Source organism: Paraburkholderia ribeironis, assembly GCF_900019265.1.
Lineage (GTDB): Bacteria > Pseudomonadota > Gammaproteobacteria > Burkholderiales > Burkholderiaceae > Paraburkholderia > Paraburkholderia ribeironis.
In genome coordinates this window covers 31,583-50,880 of record NZ_CYGX02000063.1, presented here as the reverse complement: position 1 = coordinate 50,880, position 19,298 = coordinate 31,583, and the positions used below count along the sequence as shown (strand labels likewise).

11 protein-coding genes are annotated in these 19,298 nt (G+C 56.0%); 8 read left to right on the top strand and 3 right to left on the bottom strand.

What is annotated here, in order from left to right; translation table 11 throughout:
- Positions 1–43: 43 nt before the first annotated feature.
- A complete protein-coding gene (locus BN2475_RS25670) occupies positions 44–922 on the bottom strand; it encodes a hypothetical protein (RefSeq protein ID WP_143325900.1) in 879 nt (292 codons plus the stop codon).
- Positions 923–1,146: 224 nt separating this feature from the next.
- Between BN2475_RS25670 and BN2475_RS25665 the strand changes: the two genes are divergently transcribed.
- The 4 genes from BN2475_RS25665 to BN2475_RS25640 all read left to right on the top strand — a co-directional run bounded on the left by BN2475_RS25665 (position 1,147) and on the right by BN2475_RS25640 (position 8,454).
- Positions 1,147–1,533, top strand: a complete 387-nt coding sequence (locus BN2475_RS25665) for a hypothetical protein (protein ID WP_094782276.1) — start codon at positions 1,147–1,149, stop codon at positions 1,531–1,533.
- A 667-nt stretch (positions 1,534–2,200) separates the two neighbouring features.
- Positions 2,201–3,568, top strand: a complete 1,368-nt coding sequence (locus tag BN2475_RS25660) for an ATP-binding protein (RefSeq protein WP_094782275.1) — start codon at positions 2,201–2,203, stop codon at positions 3,566–3,568.
- Positions 3,569–4,754: 1,186 nt separating this feature from the next.
- On the top strand, positions 4,755–6,641 hold the full coding sequence (locus BN2475_RS25645; protein ID WP_245841578.1) for an ATP-dependent nuclease: 1,887 nt from the start codon (positions 4,755–4,757) through the stop codon (positions 6,639–6,641).
- Positions 6,628–8,454, top strand: a complete 1,827-nt coding sequence (locus tag BN2475_RS25640) for a UvrD-helicase domain-containing protein (protein ID WP_094782272.1) — start codon at positions 6,628–6,630, stop codon at positions 8,452–8,454. Before BN2475_RS25645 ends, BN2475_RS25640 begins: the two co-directional genes overlap by 14 nt.
- A gap of 180 nt (positions 8,455–8,634) precedes the next feature.
- On the opposite strand, the gene BN2475_RS25635 is transcribed toward BN2475_RS25640, so the two are convergent.
- Together BN2475_RS25635 and BN2475_RS35795 are read right to left on the bottom strand one after the other, a co-directional pair.
- Complete coding sequence (locus BN2475_RS25635; protein ID WP_094782271.1) at positions 8,635–9,291, bottom strand: hypothetical protein; 657 nt, start codon at positions 9,289–9,291, stop codon at positions 8,635–8,637.
- A 400-nt stretch (positions 9,292–9,691) separates the two neighbouring features.
- Positions 9,692–10,447, bottom strand: coding sequence for a phospholipase D-like domain-containing protein (locus BN2475_RS35795; RefSeq protein ID WP_245841576.1), 756 nt, complete (start codon positions 10,445–10,447; stop codon positions 9,692–9,694).
- Between the two features lie 1,013 nt (positions 10,448–11,460).
- Here BN2475_RS35795 and BN2475_RS25615 point away from each other — a divergent pair.
- From BN2475_RS25615 to BN2475_RS25600, 4 genes are all read left to right on the top strand, one after another.
- Positions 11,461–15,201, top strand: coding sequence for a patatin-like phospholipase domain-containing protein (locus BN2475_RS25615; protein ID WP_245841573.1), 3,741 nt, complete (start codon positions 11,461–11,463; stop codon positions 15,199–15,201).
- Positions 15,202–15,947: 746 nt separating this feature from the next.
- The gene (locus BN2475_RS25610) at positions 15,948–16,394 is read left to right on the top strand and encodes a hypothetical protein (protein ID WP_143325898.1); all 447 of its coding nucleotides are present in this window, start codon (positions 15,948–15,950) and stop codon (positions 16,392–16,394) included.
- Between the two features lie 21 nt (positions 16,395–16,415).
- The gene (locus BN2475_RS25605; protein ID WP_094782267.1) at positions 16,416–16,955 is read left to right on the top strand and encodes a hypothetical protein; all 540 of its coding nucleotides are present in this window, start codon (positions 16,416–16,418) and stop codon (positions 16,953–16,955) included.
- 349 nt (positions 16,956–17,304) lie between these two features.
- On the top strand, positions 17,305–19,056 hold the full coding sequence (locus tag BN2475_RS25600) for a phospholipase D-like domain-containing protein (RefSeq protein WP_094782266.1): 1,752 nt from the start codon (positions 17,305–17,307) through the stop codon (positions 19,054–19,056).
- Positions 19,057–19,298: the final 242 nt, after the last annotated feature.

Here is a 19,298-nt window from a genome sequence, read left to right as displayed (position 1 = left end):
GAGGTTCTCGGCTGCGTCAGCGATGACCGCCGAGATTCATTAATCAGCGTTTCCCTAGCGTGCTGCCGTCTAGCTGGAGCAGTTCGAGATCCTTCGATGGGAGGGAAAGAGCGAGTGTCTTGTCAACCACGATGCCTGCGGCATAAAGGCGGGGCATGGTAACTTCGTCAATTACCAACGTCCCCTTAACGCGGCTTCCTTCAAAGGAAGGAGCTTTTTCAAAACCGCCTCGCTGGAATTTCAATGAGCCGTTACTCGTGACATCCCCAAAGCTCGCGTTATCAAAATAGAAGCAGTCGAATTCCATGTTCCCCGGAATTGTGCGACCTGTAAGGTCCAGATTGCCCGTTATTCTTACGCCCGCCAGCTTAAAGCCTTTATCCGCGATGCGCTCGCGGTACGGGCTTTGTGTAAGTAGCGCAGCCAGGAACTGGCCTGAGATGGCGTCCACGTAGCCGCACTCACGCGGAAGAACTGTTTTCACTAGGCGGCCGGAAAACGATTGCATCGCGCCGCTTACTACCGCTGCACCCCCAAAATCCGGAATGTCGGCAAAGCCCGGGAGGTACCGCTCAAAGCAGCGTACGTACGCATCGCCGCGAACCGTCTGGAGGGCAAGTTCCGGTGGGCTGGTAATTTTGAATCCAAGTTGGAACAGGCCGGTTCCGACAGCGCGCTGACGCTGTGAATTTCGGTGGGTGAACTCGCCTCGGAAGCTCTGTTCGCCGCATGGGCGCGGGTAGGCGGATTGTCCCGTTTGGCAAATCGAACCCCAAACTTGGCGCTCGGTCGCTGTCCAGTTTGACGCATATTGCTGGCACATGTCCTGACCCACGGACGCGGAAGCGTGTGCAAGATTGAACTGTCCGCTCCCGAAGAGCCAGAACAGCCCCAAAACCACGCAAAGCCGGAACGTGCGCATCGGGTCCTCCTGCATCGACGGGTGCTGTAACCGAGTACTGTTACGAACAATAGCGCAGGCTGGTGTACTGCGAGCGACTAGACGACGTCGCCTCCCGTCAAGGAAGACGATTGCAGAGAGCCGCTTTTGCTGACCTTTCATATCGCTATCGTTACGCTTCCATTTTGACGAGAGGTCGTGTTGTGACTACGCTGAGATTCGACGATGGCTTAAGGAGAAAGCGAATGGATTCCATACCTGGCGTGAGCATGTGGGCCATTTTCATGAATGGCGTTCGGGGTCACTTGACTATTGAGTCGCTTAGTAACGGGGTTGTCATCGGAACGATTGGTGATTCTGAGAACGTTACGCAACCTCTGGAGCCCGTATCAGGCGCGACCACCCCCACCTGGAAACAGAATGCGAAGCAGTTTCAATTTGCAAGAACACTTCAGGATGGCGAAGTTCAGACATTTACTGGATATCTGGATGACTTTGACGCCGCGGTCAGTGACGATGTACGAGTGGACGGACAGACCCCGCGCGCTACATTAGCCGGAACGTTCACAGCAAGCAGATACGAAGACCGGGCGGAATTTGGCTGGTTTGCTTTCTTGTTGAGGCTTGGCTAAAGACGGGACGCTGCCGCCGGGTCGGCGACGCTCATGTGCCGGGAACCGGACTTCACTCATTGGCTTACGCGGTAGTCGCATCCGCCCGCTGGATGCACGCCCTCCAAGAGAAACTCCGGCCGATGTGAATGGACCCCGCCTCACGACGGGTCGTTGCCGCGGTACCCAGAATCAGCGCGAACGAAACCAGGCAAGCCAGGAAGCAGAGGGAATTTCCGAGCATGTGCTCCCGGTGAATGCAGGTGAGTGCTTCTACGAAGAAGCACCTTCCAGCACGTTCATCCAGTCCATAACGGGACCTCCTGCCTATGTCCTCGAGGTATAGCGAGCGGGACAGACAGGCGCGCGCCGAACTGTCGGGTCGATAGGCGCGGTTGCCTAAAACAGAGGAACTTCCAAGCCTTGGTACACGTTGTACCCCAAAGTAGTCGTGCGCGCCGAACACTTGGTATGGTTTCTGTGGTTTTCAACTGTTGCACCAAGCCAACCTTTCTCTCTGAGACGGCGCTTTGCACCAGGCAATGCGCACCTCAGCCTGCGGCAGCTCGTCGCTCCATCTCGTTTGATAGTTGGCTCTCGCGGAGGCTACCCGTCTGCACGTGCATATTCATTTCTGGTACGCTTGACTTTACGTCGAGAACATCAAGAAATTCCGCCGAGGGTGACGATGGCAATTCAGGGGTTTGACGAGGCGACATTCACGGATGTCGTGAAGTCATGGCTGCACGTCAGCAAGCCGATAAGTAGTCTAGAATATCTGATGGGCCGTGAACAACAGCGCGAACAGATCAAGCGCGCATTGGTCTTTGATGGCAGGCATATTTTCATCTATGGCGACCGGGGGGTTGGCAAAACGTCCCTCGCGCGCACCGCCGCATTCGAGAACTGTGGGGACTTCGATCCGATATTAGTCGGTTGCCAGCCCAGTACAACATTCCAGCAAATCATCAGCAACATCGGCGGCGTTGTTCAAGAGATAACGACTCAGGCAAAGCCGGTTTCCCGAACACACCGGTTGAAGCTCGGCGGCAAAATTTCTCCTACTATGGCCGCTGAAGTCGGGTACGAATACGAAGTAAAGTACGATGCAGCTGTTGATCTCGGGACAACCTTCGATCTGAACCAGGCGGTTTCCTATTTGCGCGGCGTTTCAAAGAAGGCTTCCAGTAAGCTTCTTGTGGTCGTCGACGAATTTGACCGAATCGAAAAGGCCGACGAACGCAAGCTTTTTGCGGATTTCGTGAAACAGGTAAGCGACCAAGAGGCTCCCGTTCAGTTCATCTTCTGTGGGGTTGGTAGCTCACTTGAGGAGTTGTTAGCCGCCCACGAATCCAGTCAGCGGTATTTCGAGGGAATCCCACTTTCACGACTGATGTTCGGCAGCAGGTACGAGATTATTGAGAAGTCTGCTGGCGCTCTAGGAATAGAAATCCCCGAGAATATTAAATTCCGCATCGCTGCCATCAGCGATGGCTTCCCCCACTACATCCACCTGATCTGTAGCAACATGTACTGGGAGATATTTCAGGACGAGTCTGAACTGGTAGAGACAAACTCCGAGCACTATTTCGCTGCAATACGAAGCTCTGTTGCCAGCATGGAAGGCAAGCTTAGGCCCGGCTACGATCGCGCGATCGCCAGGGATGATAAGAACTTCGAGTTAGCGTTGTGGGCCGCGGCAGATCACTCGGATCTGCAACGAAGCCTTGCGTCAATATTTGAGTCCTACAAGCGCATCGCCGAAGTGGTGCAAATGCCCGTGGTAGGCTCGAAGGAGCTGACCAATTATCTCGGCCGCCTGCGTACACCCGCTCACAACAAAATTCTGAAACTTTTCAGGAGAGGATGGTATGAGTTTTCCGAGAATGTGATACGGGGTTACGTGCGGCTTCGCGCCGAGGACGCGGGTTGTCCGCTTGCACTCGAGTTCGACGCACCCACGCTCACGCCCTCTGCAACCGTTGGGATTTCTAGGGTTAAACAACGTCCGCTGCCGATACCTCGCTCTTCATTTGGACGCGGACCACGCTGGTGAGATATGTATTCTGCATGCCTGCAGAGCCCGCCTACGAACCCAACGGGCTGTCGGATGCGGAGCTCGATCTCAGCGGCCTGGTAGCGGACCGTAACGTACTAGACGATCGTCTCGCGCCGACTCTCATACGCTCCATTCACCAAAAGACCATTTGGCAACGAGAGAAGAGGCCTGAGTGTCCCGCTCCACTGAGCCTGAATCAGGAACTGTGAGTTCGGTGGACCGGGGCAGGTATCGCAGTTGGAGACAGACTGGTCGACACTTGGAAGAGGGCCGAATGTCTCGCCACTCCAAGCCGGACCAGCCAATCTCGTTGCGAAAGAGGCCTCTCCGCCAAACAAGCCGGCATCGCTCATTGACCCGCCGGCGAATGCAGGGGTTTGGCATCACGATCGACGCGCTGGCCGAATCCATTCAGCATGACTTCGCTCACCCGACGCTCAGCCCCGATTAGGGGGCGGTGTGCTGTATAAAGAAACGGGCTGTATGAGCGAACACTCACTCCCCGCTGTCCCTTACTGGACGGGCGTCTCGCAGTACTGCACTTTCCGAAGAAAGTACAGTACATATGGGGCCAGATGTGTCGCCGCTTTCTCAGTTCTGGTGAGAACTCGTGAGAAACGCACAACCGCGATGTCACCGACAGTATCGAGCGGATCTTCTTTGAGGGCTATTTCATAGTCGGCGAGTGCGCCATTTTTCACCCTGCCGATTTTCGCCGTTGCTATCACGCGCCTCCGGCTTTCCCTGCCACCCGGCCAGAGTTCTACTGTCGCTCTCAGCATTTTCCACTCGCTAACTGTTTTTGAGATTCACGATGTTCGACGAAACGGCAGCCCGTCTGATGGAGATGCGGAACGGTTACGACTATCCGCGGGCGTATATGCAATACGCATCTGGTCGGACCGCATTCAAGGTCACACCTGATGCTTCGCTGAACCTGTACATCCCGCGCGAGACGAAATTACGGACACGGCGCTCGACGAATACCGTGCCCGGATGCTCAATTCGAATGAAGCGCTCGACAACTGCTCGGTACACTATCGACGGTCCTTTTGGGCTTCTACACTTTTAGCTCAGGAAATGCGCTGGTGCGTGTACAACGGCACCTTGAGGGTTACAACTGCCAGACCACCGATAGCGAGTCCACACAACTCGCCTTGCGATAAGCTATCCCGCAGCAGGTATGTTCCCCCAACCAGGTCTGCCCATGCGCATAATCCGCCTTAGCATCGACAACTTTCGGGGCGTAAAGCACGCGACACTGCTTTTGCCCAAACACGGTGTTGTTATTGGAGACAACAACACCGGGAAAACGACGGTACTCGAAGCACTTGACCTTGTACTCGGTCCCGACCGGCTCAATCGAGTACCACCGATAAGCGAACATGACTTCTTCAACGGCCGCTACTTCAGCAAGCCGCCGGTGGATGCCACCGCGGCGCTGCTGGCCATTGATGCCGAACCGCCGCAGGCGGCTGCATCCGGAGGTGATATCGCGGAGCAGCCCAGGATTCAGATCGAGGCGGTCATCGTCGACCTTAGTCTTGAGCAGAGAGCGCGGTTTGGCGACCACATCGAATTCTGGGACTCAACGGCAAGCAAGCTTTACGACACACCGAACCCGGCTGGTGTGGATGCTGCGTCAATAGCCGAGGCTCTACGAGTCACCTTTCACGGCTGGTACGATGAGGAGGAGGACGACTTTGAAGGTAGGACATACTTCTCACGCAGCCTCGCGGAAGCCGCCCGTCCCGAGCAGTTCTCCCGGAAAGACAAGCAACTGTGCGGTTTCCTGTATCTGCGCACCATTCGCACCGGCTCGCGGGCCCTCAGCCTTGAGCGAGGAAGTCTTCTCGACATCATCCTGCGCCTCAAAGAGGTAAGGCCGCAGATGTGGGAGGACACCCTCGGTACGCTTTCAGGGATGGCAGTTGCCAGCGACCCCGCCCTGGGCATATCGCCTGTTCTTGAGAGCATTAACACAGCCCTCAAGAAGTACGTACCAAAGGAATGGGGAGTCGAGCCACACCTCAAGGTTTCCGATCTCACTCGCGAACATCTGCGCAAAGTCGTGACAGCATTTATTGCCACCGGCGACGGCCAGCACGCCGCCCCTTTCTATCGCCAGGGGACGGGCACGATTAACATGCTTGTGCTCGCCATGCTGTCGCAGATCGCGGAAAGCAAACAGAATGTCATCTTTGCGATGGAGGAGCCGGAGACCGCGATACCGCCTTATGCACAGAAGCGTATCGTTCACGAAGTGCGCAAACTTGCATCGCAAACTCTTTTCACTTCGCATTCACCGTATGTGCTGGAGGAGTTTACAACTGATGAGACGCTGGTTCTCGCGCGCGATGCACAAGGTATGCTGGCGCAGCGGACGATTGAACTGCCCGATAATGTGAAGCCAAAGCGTTACAGGCAAGAATTCAGGACGATTTTTTGCGAGGGGCTGCTTGCTCGCCGCGTCCTGATCGCAGAAGGTCCAACGGAGGCGTCGGCCTTCCCAGTCGCCTGTCGACGTCTGGCAGAACTCAATCCTGAGACCTACTTCTCGCTCGAAGCGTTGGGCATATGTACCGTTGATGCCTCCGGGGAGAAGAATGTTTCCGGCATGGCAAAACTATACAGGGGCTTGGGGAAACGGACTTTCGGCATCTGTGATAAACAAGACAACGAAAATGAAGCGAAGATCAAAGCAGAGGTCGAACTACTGCTGATGCACGAAGAGAAGGGATTCGAAGATCTTGTGATCAAGGGGACAACCAAGGCTGCGCTAGAACGCTTCGCCAGTCAACTTGACTGGCCGCCTCACATCCTGAAGAACTATCCGGATCCAGTCGCCCAGGTCGTCGATGCACTCGGCGAGTATTTTGCGTGGTCGAAAGGGAACTGGGGCATTGCAGACTTCCTCGCGCAGTGCAGCGAAGCTGAGACGCCCGCGTGGATCAAGGAAGCCGCCAAAACGCTCAAGGAAGCGTGTGCGCCGTCTCCACCATCTGCCCAAAAAGTTGAACCTGCAGACGAGAATGCGCATCCGGAGACCGGCGTCGATGGAATTGACTAAGGGGCAGCAGGAGGTTTTAGATGCCGACGGGCATCTCCTGGTGGTCGGAGGACCGGGCTCAGGCAAGACCACGGTTTCAATCCTCAAAGCTGCGACGATCGCGGGAAGTGAACTCGCCGCTGGGCAGAAGATCCTGTTCGTCAGTTTTGCGCGTGCAACTGTGTCACGCGTCGTGGAGGCCATCGAACACGAACAAAGGATACCGTCTGAGCAGAAACGCCTTATTGAAGTCGAGACGTATCATTCTTTCTTTTGGCGCATCCTGAAGTCTCACGGGTATCTTGTCGGATTGCCAAGACGGATTGACATTCTGACGCCACCAGGCGAAGCCATCGCGCTCGCGAGCATCCGCGCGAAGTTTCCCGTGAGAAAGCTGACTGATGTGCAGAAGGAGGCAAAGCTTGCTGCCGAGGAGGCGGAACGCACACGCCTCGCCATCGACGATGGGCGGATCTGCTTTGACCTGTTTGCAACGTATGTAGGTGAAATTCTGTACGGCAGCGACCGCGTGTGTCGTCTCATCTCGGACATGTATCCTGTGATCATCCTTGACGAATTCCAGGACACAAACGGTGCCCAGTGGCGAGTGGTGCAGGCACTGGGTAAGTACTCCCGGCTGATCGCGCTTGCCGATCCAGAACAGCGAATATATGACTGGATCGGTGCCGACCCCGCTCGCCTTGACCAGTTCCGAAAGACATTCAAACCGGTCGATGTCGATCTGAGCACGGACAATCATCGGAGCGCTGGAACCGAAATCGGCATGTTCGGTAACGATTTGCTCACGGGGAAATTCCGTCAGCCGGCGTATGAGGGCGTCAAGTTCCGCCTCTTCGAACCGTTCACTGACCCGGCGATGACGATGCTTGTAACAACAACCTACGCCGCGCGACAGCGCCTCATAAAACTGGGCATCAAGGATTGGTCGCTCACGATTCTGGTTCCAACAAAAAGGATGACTCGCCTCGTCTCAGATGCACTTCGCCAGCCCCCAGCCGGTATGCAAGCGATTTCGCACACCGCGGTAGTTGAGATGGAGGCTGCCATTCTTTCGGCAGAAGTCATCGCACTGCTGATGCAGCTCGCCGGCGAGCCCCCGCACTTCGCGCAGCTGATCGATTTGCTTTGCCACTATTACCAGGGCAAAGGTGGCGACGAGCCGTCCCAGGAAGCATTGAACGAAGCTGTCAGCTTACGCAAGGCATACGACGAGCTTGTCGCAGCTCACGCGAAGGGGAAAGCGGTCCGTAAGAACAGCATCATCGTCAACGTTCTGGCGGTGTATGAGCAAGTTTGTGCTTTGCAACTGACAGGCGACCCCGACGCCGACTGGCGCGCGGTCAGAAACGTGTTGGAGGTAGGAGCCTGCAAGCGCCTGCGTGAAGTTGCCGAAGCGGCGAGGAGCATTCGTGTTCTCGACCGCGGCACACAGCTCCGACAAGACCTGTCGCAAGACTGGCGGAACAATGGTGGGTACCGGAACGCCCTGGAAATTACAAGGCAGGCTTTCGTCCAGCAGCATTTCTCAACCGGCACAAAACCTGAATCAGGCGTTGTCGTCATGAACATGCACAAGGCAAAGGGCAAGCAGTTCGACGAGGTAATCACCTTCGAAGGATGGCCGGTCAAACGCAAGGGACTGCCCCCTTTCAATGGCGATAGGATCGTCCGATTTAATTTGCGCGAAAACGTTGATGACCAGGCCCGTCAAACGTTTCGCGTTAGTGTCACAAGAGGTAAGCGGCGGGTAACCATTCTGACGCCACGCGGTGACCCTTGTGTATTATTGGTCGGCGAAAAACTATGGACATGAGCCATTCTAGAGGCACGCAGCACGCCCTGTGCTGCGTTATGCGTCGAGTCCAATCGTCCGCCAGATCAATCAGCTCAAGGACGAGATGACTAGATCTATTGTTAGGGACGCGGTTTCACCCGCCGAATAAAACGCGCGGCGTCATCACGCCGCGCATCTGTCAACCGTCAATCAATGAAATCAATGGAACAGGCCGGCCCCTGCACTACCTGCCGCCGTCGCGAACACCGGCTTCTGCGGGAAGAACTCCACACCTGTACGCTTTCGCAGACGCTTTGTCGCCAGCACGTTGACAAGCACGTGCTCAAGCGCGACTCCGGGAATATCGCTTGTAGCCTGAAGTTGCATCACGCCGCTCGTCGCCAAATCTGCCATCTGGTCCCAGATGCCTTCGGGAATTTCCGGAGTCACCCGGTCCCGGAATTTCGAGATTTTCGGCGCCTCGGCAGAGATATCAACTGTTCCGAGCATGCAGTCTTGCTTCGTTCGGGACGCGAATCCGAAGCAGAACGGTACCTTGCCTGCCTTTCTCCATGCGTCGATGGCCGCCCAAACTTCGCCATCGCTCATGTCTGCAAGCCAGTACACCTGCAGACCGTCGAGCTGGAGCCTGATGGTCATCACTTTGTCGCCTAACATCGGCACGCTGCCGAACCCAAAGCTGTGTCGTTGCATGCGCAATCCCATGAGGATGCGTTGGTCACTCTGTTCTACTGGGCAGGTCAGCACGGGTAGCGCCGGCGGTAACGCCCGCGCGAGTTTAGATTCCCTTTTAAAATCACGCGCGCGATTCAACGACCCCGCTGCGAAGAAGACAAATTCGTGACAGTCCTTCACTTCAACCTCGTTTCCTGAAAAATGAGAAGGCTGCGCATGTTCGGATGCGCAGATGCGGTTGCAGCGGAAGAAACATGGCGATTTGATGTCGGCCGTCCGGCGACGTGCTGCTTCTTCAATCGCTGCCCAAGGTATAGCGAGGGGGATTTAGGTTGAGAGAATCTAAAACGGTTTTAGGTGGTTAAGACTGGATTTTCTCGGTCGGACACCAGAACCGGTCCTCGGCTCTGTGTCAGACGCGCGTGGAGTATCCTCCCGGCGAGACGCGCGTCTTCCGCGGCCAATATCAAGTCGGTCGACGCACTCTTGTCATACTGCAGAAACCCCAAGAGCCCCGATTGCACCTTTCCGCCGATTGCAACAAGCGACAAGGCAAGGTAAAAGAGCACTCGCTGGTTGACTACGACGCGCTCTTCTTTGCGCTCTTCTTTGCGCTAGTCTTGACGGGTGTTTTGGCTTTAAAGTTGGCGAAAAACTCGGCAGGCGACGAGTTTGGTTGGCTTTGCGCAGCCATGTGCTCCCTGATCAATTCGGTCTGGAAGCGTGTGATGGTGTCCGGATCTGTGATTACGCAGGCTGTGTTGTTCTGTGCTTTAAAGCCCGGCCCACCTGCAACGGCCTTCCCGTCTGCGCCCACCACAAAAATTCCTTCTCCCGTTGTCGACCAGTTCGTCGACCCCTCTACGGCCACCCGTCCGTCGGCCACAAATCCCTTCGTGTGACTGATCTGATGTGTGAGTGATTCGCCAATAACAAAATGCGTATTAAAAGCGGCCGCATTCTTAATGAAGTCCGCGTCAAGGATACCCGCCTCCGCAACTCCTTTGGCCTGCGACCGGTCCAGTGTAACGAGCATCGTAACCGACGGATCCTTTGCCAGCGTCATCAGAATGTCATTTAGCTCACTATCGTCGTATCCGTACATATTGATATACAACGAGATGCTCACACGCGAAATGATGTACTTGAGGATATCGTGAACATCATCTCGTCCGACGTAAAAAAGGTGGACGTCCGAACTTGCATTGGCTGAGTACGCCCCCTCGGAGGTGTACTGTTCCAGATCCGAAAGCTTGAACGTCTGTAACGTCTGCTTCGGGTCGTTTATGACGTTTGACGCGCTTACTGGGGACTTGCCTGTCTTCCTGGTAGCCATTTGAGTTACCTTCTTGAAAGTCGAGGACGGATCGAATACATCTCAGGCAGAGACATTCTAGGTGAATCGGCAACCGACGCAGCAGCATTGTTTGACTCTCCTCACCAGAACGGATGTGAACCTGACAACCCCACTGCAAACCCGTGGTACGTTTAGTATCTGAGCGGAGTCCCGTCCGCGCCCTGAATGGTCCTGAGAAACGGGGTTTAACGGCACATCAGATAATGTAATTGGCTGGAAAGGATTTTGAAAGTGCAAGCACTTTTGAGAGTCATTCTTCGCCCAAATCCCCTCTTTTGGCACTCCGATTTGCCACGCTCCTGCGCCGAAAAGCGATGTCTAGTTCACTATGTGCGCTAGCGAACAATTCAAGGAATCACCCAGCTTCGAGGCTCCTTTCCACGCCTATATTCAACACGACGGGGCGGCGGTAGATACCCAAGCTTTACGGATGAGCACTCGCGTACCGGACGACAAAAGGGAAGTATTCTTCACGAGCACCCTCTTGTACATGCGCGGTTTTCATTCGCTTTTCGAAATGTGGTAACCCGACAGTGAGAGTGAGGGCTGCCCCTTATTTAACAGTCGATAACGGAATCTATGATTTTCTGGGACCAGTGCAAGCAGGAATAATACCGTAGGCGACTCCCACCGGTCGTTGTTCGCAGATCGCTATGTAGACGCATTGAATTAAGAATAATCTCGTATGCAAGAGGGCAATTATGCACAAGTTCTCAAATATCCAGGCGCTCTTCCCAGAGCCGGTATTTCTATTCCTGCGCGCACATCAACTCAGCCCATCCGCGCTGCTTGAGCGGTTCAGCGGAATCAGCACCGCAATCTGGCTAACACCCTACACCAACTAACGCCTCTTCGGACGATGCAATCGCGGACTCGCTGTCTGAGTGTGTGTGCGCTCGCTCGCGCGATTCCTTAGTCCTATTCACGTAGTGCTGCGGCGCCCATTTCGGTAAGCGCACCTCTATCTCTATCCGAACCATCGCGAGGCGACCATGAAGGGCGATTTCTCTCCCGCGCTGAACCTGGCGCGGTCGCTATGTGGTCATGTGTACCGGCGGTGGCTGCACCCGATATTTACACTGGGTCAAGCCGAGCGTCTCTACCCCGCCCTCCGTGAGAATTTTTCCGCATCGATGTACAAGATCGGCGACCAGGTCTATGTAGGCCGCGGCTACCCACTCTCGCGTGAGGAAGATGTCGTCGAAGTCGTACGCCATTGCAATGCACAGCCGGCCCCCGAACTCGTTGAGCGAGCGGTGACACAATGGCGCAGCGTCGCCGCGGGACAGGAAATAACCAATAACATTCCGATTGTCGAGCAAACTGCGTTCGATGGATTTTTGTACCACAATAAGCTGCCGGCCATGGCTAAAGAAGTCAGCGCGTGGTTTAGTTCTCTTCCTGCCATGCCAGTCGGCAGGTTTGAGCACGGACTAGCCACTCCATACAGACATCTTTCGCACGACCTACAGGTCATCACTCTTTATCTCGCGTACCGCGTCGGCGAACACCACTGGCCTTCGCTGCGCCAACTTTTAGTCGAGCTCGATTGGCAACAGATTGTTCGCCTCATTGCGCGGCCGACGAGAGTGCACGAGTTAAGGATGGCCTCGGTCATGCAGCTTTCCGCGGTGCTCAAAAATCCCGCACGTGCATTCATTTTCGAAGTGCTCTGCTCGAAGCCCTCGGTCGGCCATCGCGCGCTCGCGCAAGAGTATGAACACATCGTCGGCGATCCCACCCGCTTTAAGTCCTCGAATAACATTCAGGATGTCATGTTGGCACACGGCGGCACTGAGGGCACCGGGTTGACCGCCATCTGCCTGTCAGGTGGCGGCATACGGAGTGCTTCATTCTGCCTCGGAGCGCTTCAAGTGCTGGGCACATATCGGATCTTTGGTCAATTCCACTACCTGTCCACAGTGTCCGGCGGTGGCTACATCGGAACTGGGCTGATCCGCTGGATGGCTGCCAAGGTTCAAGACGACGGCTTGACTCCCAGAGAGGCGCTTGCCTTCGCCGAGTCCGAACTGACGCGGTTGCGCACCGCGGACTACGTTCAAGACCGAATGACCGGCACAGACTTCGACGATGAAGGCCCGCTCACGTGGCTCAGAATGAACAGCAACTATCTGGCGCGTCAGCTTTCGCTGTTTTCGGCCGACGCGTGGACAATCGTCGCGACCTATCTGCGCAACTTGCTGATCGTGTGGTTTATCTTCTGGCCGTGGTTCGCAGCCTTCCTGCTTGTCCCCTGGTTTTCCGTCTGGTTGGGACGTTTCGGCGTGGCAAGCACACCAATACCGCAATGGCTAGCTGCGCTGGGCGGAAAATGGTCGGCATTGGTGAGTTACATGGGCTGGACGCGACCACACTGGATAGACGTTCTGGATTCGTGGTGGCAGAACTTCATGGGCTTGCTTGGCCCAGATTGGCCCACTCGGGTGGGAGTTCTAGGCGCCGCAATCGGTGTACTCGGCGCGAGTTACTTCTATCAGGGCAATCTTCCAGGACAAACAGAGCGTCGCTATGCCAATCGTATTCCCGTTCCGAAAGGCGGCGGGAACAAGCGCGCAGCATTTGGCGCTTTACTACTGACCATCGCTAGCTTCTGTCTCTCTTATGCGATGTGGATCGACGTGGATAGAAGCGGGTCGAGCTTCGGCACCGACAGCGTCTTAAAGTACGGGTACGTCTTCCTCGCGATAGCGGCGACCCAGATCACGCTCGGATTCTGGAACATTGACTGGCGCCCCCGCCGATTCTGGGCGAGCTGGTGGACCATGATATTCGCCGCGATCTTCGCAGGCCTGACACAGATGGCACTTATCATCTGGATCCGCGGGGGCCTAGCCTGGTGGGGTCCGTTTCAGCCGGACCACCCGGCTGTAATTCCGAAAGCGTTCAACGTTGCATCGACGGTGCGGTCGCTGATCACGCCCGCACTCATGCTCGTCGCGTTGCTGATCGGAGAATCCGTGAAGGCTGCGGTGCGCTCTTACACCGAAGGTCCAGAGCGGCGGGAGCACCAGGGCCGTGCTCACGCCTTTGTCTTCATGTTTCTTTGCGCCTGGGCGGTCACGGCGGCACTGGTCATCGCGGCGCCGGGCCTGCTCACGTACTACGGCGATTCAGTACCGACAATCACGGCTGCTGGAAGCGCGCTTTCACTGGCGGTTACTACCTGGCTCGGCTACCGGAAGACAAGCCCTGGCAAGCCTGAAGCACACACGCCAGTCAGCTTCACGATGCTCGGGAGTGTCGGCATGATTCTTCTCGCACTCCTTCTTTCCATTGGCGCATGGAAGGTCTTCGAGCACGAGGCACCTGACAAATCGTTGATCCTCCCGGTCCGCTGCGAATGCGCAAACCTCACTGCCGCCCAGAAGCAGCACCCTAGCGATCCCGCAAAAGCCGCTTCGGGCGCGCTAGATACGCCAATAGAAAGTCGCTTCTGCTCGATACCGTCCGCTCAGTGCGTCGACCGCTCTTTCGAAGACTATTTCGATGAACTTCTGGGGCAGTTCGAGGCATCTGCTCTCACTACTTGCCTTCTTATTCTCGTAGCCACAGCCACTTTCTTCTTCGGCCTCGGCTTCGTAATCAGGATGAACGAGTTCAGCCTGCATGGGTTCTATCGCGACCGTCTTATTCGAGCCTTTTATGGAGGCTTTCGGGGCTTACGCAAACCGCGAACGCCGGCGCTCTTCACAGGATTTGACGCTAACGATGACCTGGCGCTAGGACAAATCGCAAGACTTTATCGTCGCAGTTCGCACAAGTACGAAGTTGATGTGCCGACCAAGCCGCCGTTTCTCGTGGTCAACGCCGCACTGAATCTGGTCAAGGGCACTGCTCTCGCGTGGCAGGAGCGTAAGGCAGACAGCTTCACCTTCACAGCACTCAGCGCGGGTAACTATCGCATCGGCTACCGTGCCATCGCCCGTTTCGCAGAGGGCGTGAAACTAGGCACCGCAATGGCCATATCCGGCGCTGCCTTCAATCCCAACATGGGATACAACAGCAGCACGCCTCTCGCGTTTCTGATGTCAGTGTTCAACGTACGACTGGGGTGGTGGCTCGGCAATCCGAAGTTCGATCACTGGCGACACCGTGATCCTTCATCCTCGAGTTGGCAAATGCTGCAGGAGGCAGCAGGTCAGACCACCGACACCGACAGATGGATTCACCTTTCCGACGGCGGGCATTTTGACAACATGGGTTTGTGGGAAATGGTGCATCGTCGATGCCGCCGCATCCTCGTGATCGATGCGAGCCAGGACGGCCTCTTCACGATGAGCGACTTCTACTGCACGATTCGAAAGATTCGGATCGATATGGGCATTGAAATCAGCTGCGAAGAGGATCCTGTTTTACTGTTCCCGCGTTCCGCCCGAGCCGCCGGAAAGTGTCACGCACGCTTTCGCATTCGGTACTCCAGGATGAACGGCGGGGACGCTGATGAGAATAAGGACGGAATTATCCTTTACATCAAGCCGTGCTTCTATGGAAGTGAGCCACCCGACATCCAGGAATATGCAGAGAAACATTCCGACTTCCCGCACGAGTCGACGGCGGACCAGTTCTTCAACGAATCCCAGTTTGAGAGTTATAGAAAACTCGGCGAGTGGGAGATGCTGCAAGTGCTGACTGAGGTGCTCCGACCCACTGATCAGCATCCAATTACGGCCCCTGTGCCGATTCACAGGTTGTTCGCCACTCCACCCGGATGAACATGAAGTGCTCGCAAATCCGTGATGCGTGTGCATTCGTCCTGGTGCTGATGCTCGGATGTGGCGCGGCGCACGCGCAGACAACGTCGCGCTCCTTCGCGAACAAGGTAGCCGCCCCGCACACAGCCGCCGGGTCACACCTAATCTGCACGCTGGATCCCGGGGGGAACTGGGAAGAACTCGACTGCCCCGGGTCGGTTGATTGCAAGGCACGCTGCCAAGCGCTGGCTCACTGCGAGCCAGGCGTTGTGCGGGAAACAGTCAACAATTGCGCGAAAGAATCTACCTGCACGCCCCTTGTCCTTCATCGCAGGCTGGACAGGCTAGGCTGTACTTTTGCGCCTGACGCATTCTGGGCGGCGACGAACGCACACCCGCAGTTCATGCCGTCGCCAAGAGGGCCGAAAAAGGCAGACAAGCCTTCGGGCAAGGTGTCAATCGAGTGGGATCCACCTTCATGCAAGCTTAAAGACATCCGACGTGCCGTGAACACCTTGCCGACACGAAGTGATGCCACTGGCCGGCGCAATGCGTATGCGGAACTCATCAGGCGCGGGTGCAACGTAAGCCTGGATCAACTGGGGCCAGACGGAGCCTATGATCGTGCCGATATTGATCAGGACCCGCCCACACAATTCGACCGTTCTGGACTAGCCCTTCAACCACCATTGAAGGTGCGTTTCTCCCCTAATCCACCGGATTTTCCGGGACCCACGTGCGATAAACACGGGACAGTACCTGTCTGCATGCCTAAGGTCCCGCAGACTCTTTCAGACGGACCGCTCTGCGATGCGCTCGCACACCTACATGATGCCGGGCGTTTCGCAGTGTGTGCTTCGCCCGGCAGCGGCGATAGCATTCGGATTCATTTTGTTCACGACGGCGCTGGGAGAGACAACTTCACCCAGGAGATCGACGCAGCGGCGAGTCCGGTTATCGAAACCGTCGTGCAAGGTCCGCAGGCACCGCCGCCCGCTGGCACTTCTCTGCCCGCCGTCGCCGGTTCAGCTGGTCTCGGCGCTGCACTCGCGGGCCTTGCGAAATGGCTCTTCGACCGCTTCATGAAAAAACGTAGCCAGCTCGGCGGTTCCTCCCTGCCCTCCACCCATGAGGCGCAAGACGTGCATGTGACAGCGGGCTTACGCGCACCGCCGAAGAGACGGATTCGCAAAGCTTTTGGCGAAAATGCCTAGCACCCTGAAGGAGCGTTGACCATGGACTCGGCAGTGTCCCGGCCACCACGAACCATTCCGCCGCAGCCTACCATCGCATGGTTCCTGCGCGACCTCATTCCGGACAAACTATGGAACGACTTCGATATTGGCAACGTCAGGGATGGGCAGATTGCCGCGATCCAGCGGGCCCTGTTACGTCACGGCGGTAGAGATGCGTGGTTGCGCTTCGTGGAGCAAACGCGCACTGTGTTGCCGCAGTTATTGTCCGTTTCCATCTTCGATGAGATGTGCGGTGCAGTCGGCGAGTTCGATACCTGGCCTCGCGACCTCAGGCTGGACTGTCATCCAGTACTTTCCGTTTACGTATCTGGGCGCTTGCTGCACCCGACCATTACGTTACATTGTTACGCGAAGTTTGAGTTTGCGAATGCTGGGCAGCGTCGCTCCGGGGAGTATACGATGGCCGTCACCGAAATCGCGCTGCGGCACGCCAATCAATTCCTCATCGAAAGCGTGCGTGGGCGGCACTTTGTGCGTGCGCCTCCGGTGCAGCCCGCACAGCCAGTTTTGCCGCAATAGTGACACCAATGGCTGCACGCATGACGCCCCGATATTCGTGTCTTCGACGAAAGGTTCGCAATCGTACGCGCCGACTCCAAAGAGTTCGCGATTTGGCCGGCATTGGGAATCTGCATTAACGCGGAGAGACAAGCTGGCGCTCTTCTCGTCGCGATGAAGGATGATGGAAGCCGTCAAGAATCCGACATCGAAATGTCACAGCGTACGAAACTTCGACGCACTATGCTTTTGTGGCGATCTCATGATCGCTGTCGCATGCCCGGACAAAAGGCTGGGCTGCGCGAACGGGAGTTAGAGGGCCATTCCGCAGTGCACCCGCAGTCAAATCCAAAAAAGCGAAGGAGCCGTGATGACACAGGTTTTTAATGCAGCAGCGTCCGCACAAGGCCTTACCGTTAAGGCTTATTCGGGTGATCGGTGTGTCTTGCTGGCGTTCAACCTTGCCGACCATCTCACTGATCGCCTGGCGGGCTTTGCAATCCGCAGAACGCCAGCATCAGGAGTCAATTGGACGTGGCTTGGAAACCGTCTGAATTTCGACGGAGCGCACACGAACCCAAAGGTATCGAAGGACGGGAAGTTCTTTTTATCCGACGATGCGCCCTTCCAGAAGTTCTGGTGGGTAGATTTCCCACCCGATGGCTCAACAGGGAGCTTTCGTTACGAAGTTGTTGTCAAGCGATTCAAGGACCAGGACAGCATCGATCTCACGGATGACCAGCACGTCGACCTGGAAATCGACGTTGGACCGTTTAAAGATGGTCAGATCGAAATCGCGTTCACCCGAGGTTATCTTTCGTCGCAGGCATACGCCGACAAGTTCCACAATGCACCTTTTGAGCCGCGAAAGAACGCAGACGGCTGGAACTTTTCCACGGCGCCGTTCAAGGAGGAATGGGCGTGGCTCGGAGGCCACGGCCGTCAGGCAATCATCGATTTTCTGAACGACTGCCACGGCGACCCGACATGTTCGCTGGATGCGATGGTGTACGACCTGAATGAGCCTGACCTCATCACCGCTCTGGAACTGATGGCGCAGGCTGGACGACTGCGATTGCTTTCAGACGATGACCCCAAACAGCACGGCGACCAAACGACGGCTGGCAAAGCCTACGCGGCTATCACAAGCGCCGCAGGCGCCGAGCAGGAGAGCAACTTCAAACGGGGACGTTTCGGACGTTACCAGCACAACAAGGTGCTGATCAAGCGTGACGGAAACGGCAAGGCGATACGTGTTCTTACAGGATCGACGAACTTCTCGATCACCGGGCTTTACGTCAATGCTAACCACGTCGTAGTCTTTGACAATGAAGCTGTCGCAGAGATGTACGGTGCTGCCTTTCAGGAAGCATTCGTCGCGGATTTGCATCGGCCGCCATTCGAGCAGCAAAAGGTCTCGCAGCAGGAGTTCGACATTACAGAAGCCGGTCTACCGGCTCTGAAACTCTCGTTCGCTCCACACAAGGAGCCAACCTTTTCATTAAGTACTCTCCTCGGTGCTTTAGAGCATGCCGATAGTTCAGTGATCTTCGCAGTTATGGAACTCAGCGGAAAGGGAAATGTGCTGGCAGCGCTGCGCAAAATACACGAAGAGAAAAATGTATTTTCATACGGCATCTCGGACAACGTCGACGAAAGCGACAACACAATCGACGGAACCACCGTTTATAGCGCGGGGCAACTCGGCGGCGAACTGGTTTATTCGAAGGAGAATCCGGAGAAATTCCCTCCTCCATTCGACACTGAACTCGAAGTTCATGGACCTGCCGCACACGTCGTGCATCACAAGTTCGTGGTCGTCGACTTCAACGGGACCAATCCAGTGGTATTTGGCGGATCGTCCAACCTGTCTGAAGGAGGCGAACAGCTGAACGGTGACAATCTGTTCGCAATATACGATCGAGCCATTGCAACAGCTTTCGCGATCGAAGGTCTGCGCTTGATCGACCATTACGCGTTCGCTGCAGCGCTTAAACGAGCGGAATCCGACGGAGCAGCACCGAAGCCACTTTCCCTGAAAAGAGATAAAGACAAGTGGTACGCCTCTTACTACGAAGACGGCAACATACGGCAGAAGGAGCGCCTGCTTTTTAGCCGTTGAGGTATTGCGAACAAGTCACCGACTGCGATCGGGGGGGGAGGTGATTTGGCCGTACTTGACCAATCAACCTGTGCGCGGAGCCGCGGCCAACGTGCCTGTTCTTCGAGATGCCAAGTTCTACCCGCACCTTGTAGCCCGGTCGCCGTCTGATGAGCCGGCGGCCGGAAATGCTTCCTGCGGCATCGAAAGCGAAAGGGTCTCCCGCACAGAGCCTGATTTTTCTGGTGTGCCTTTAATCAGAA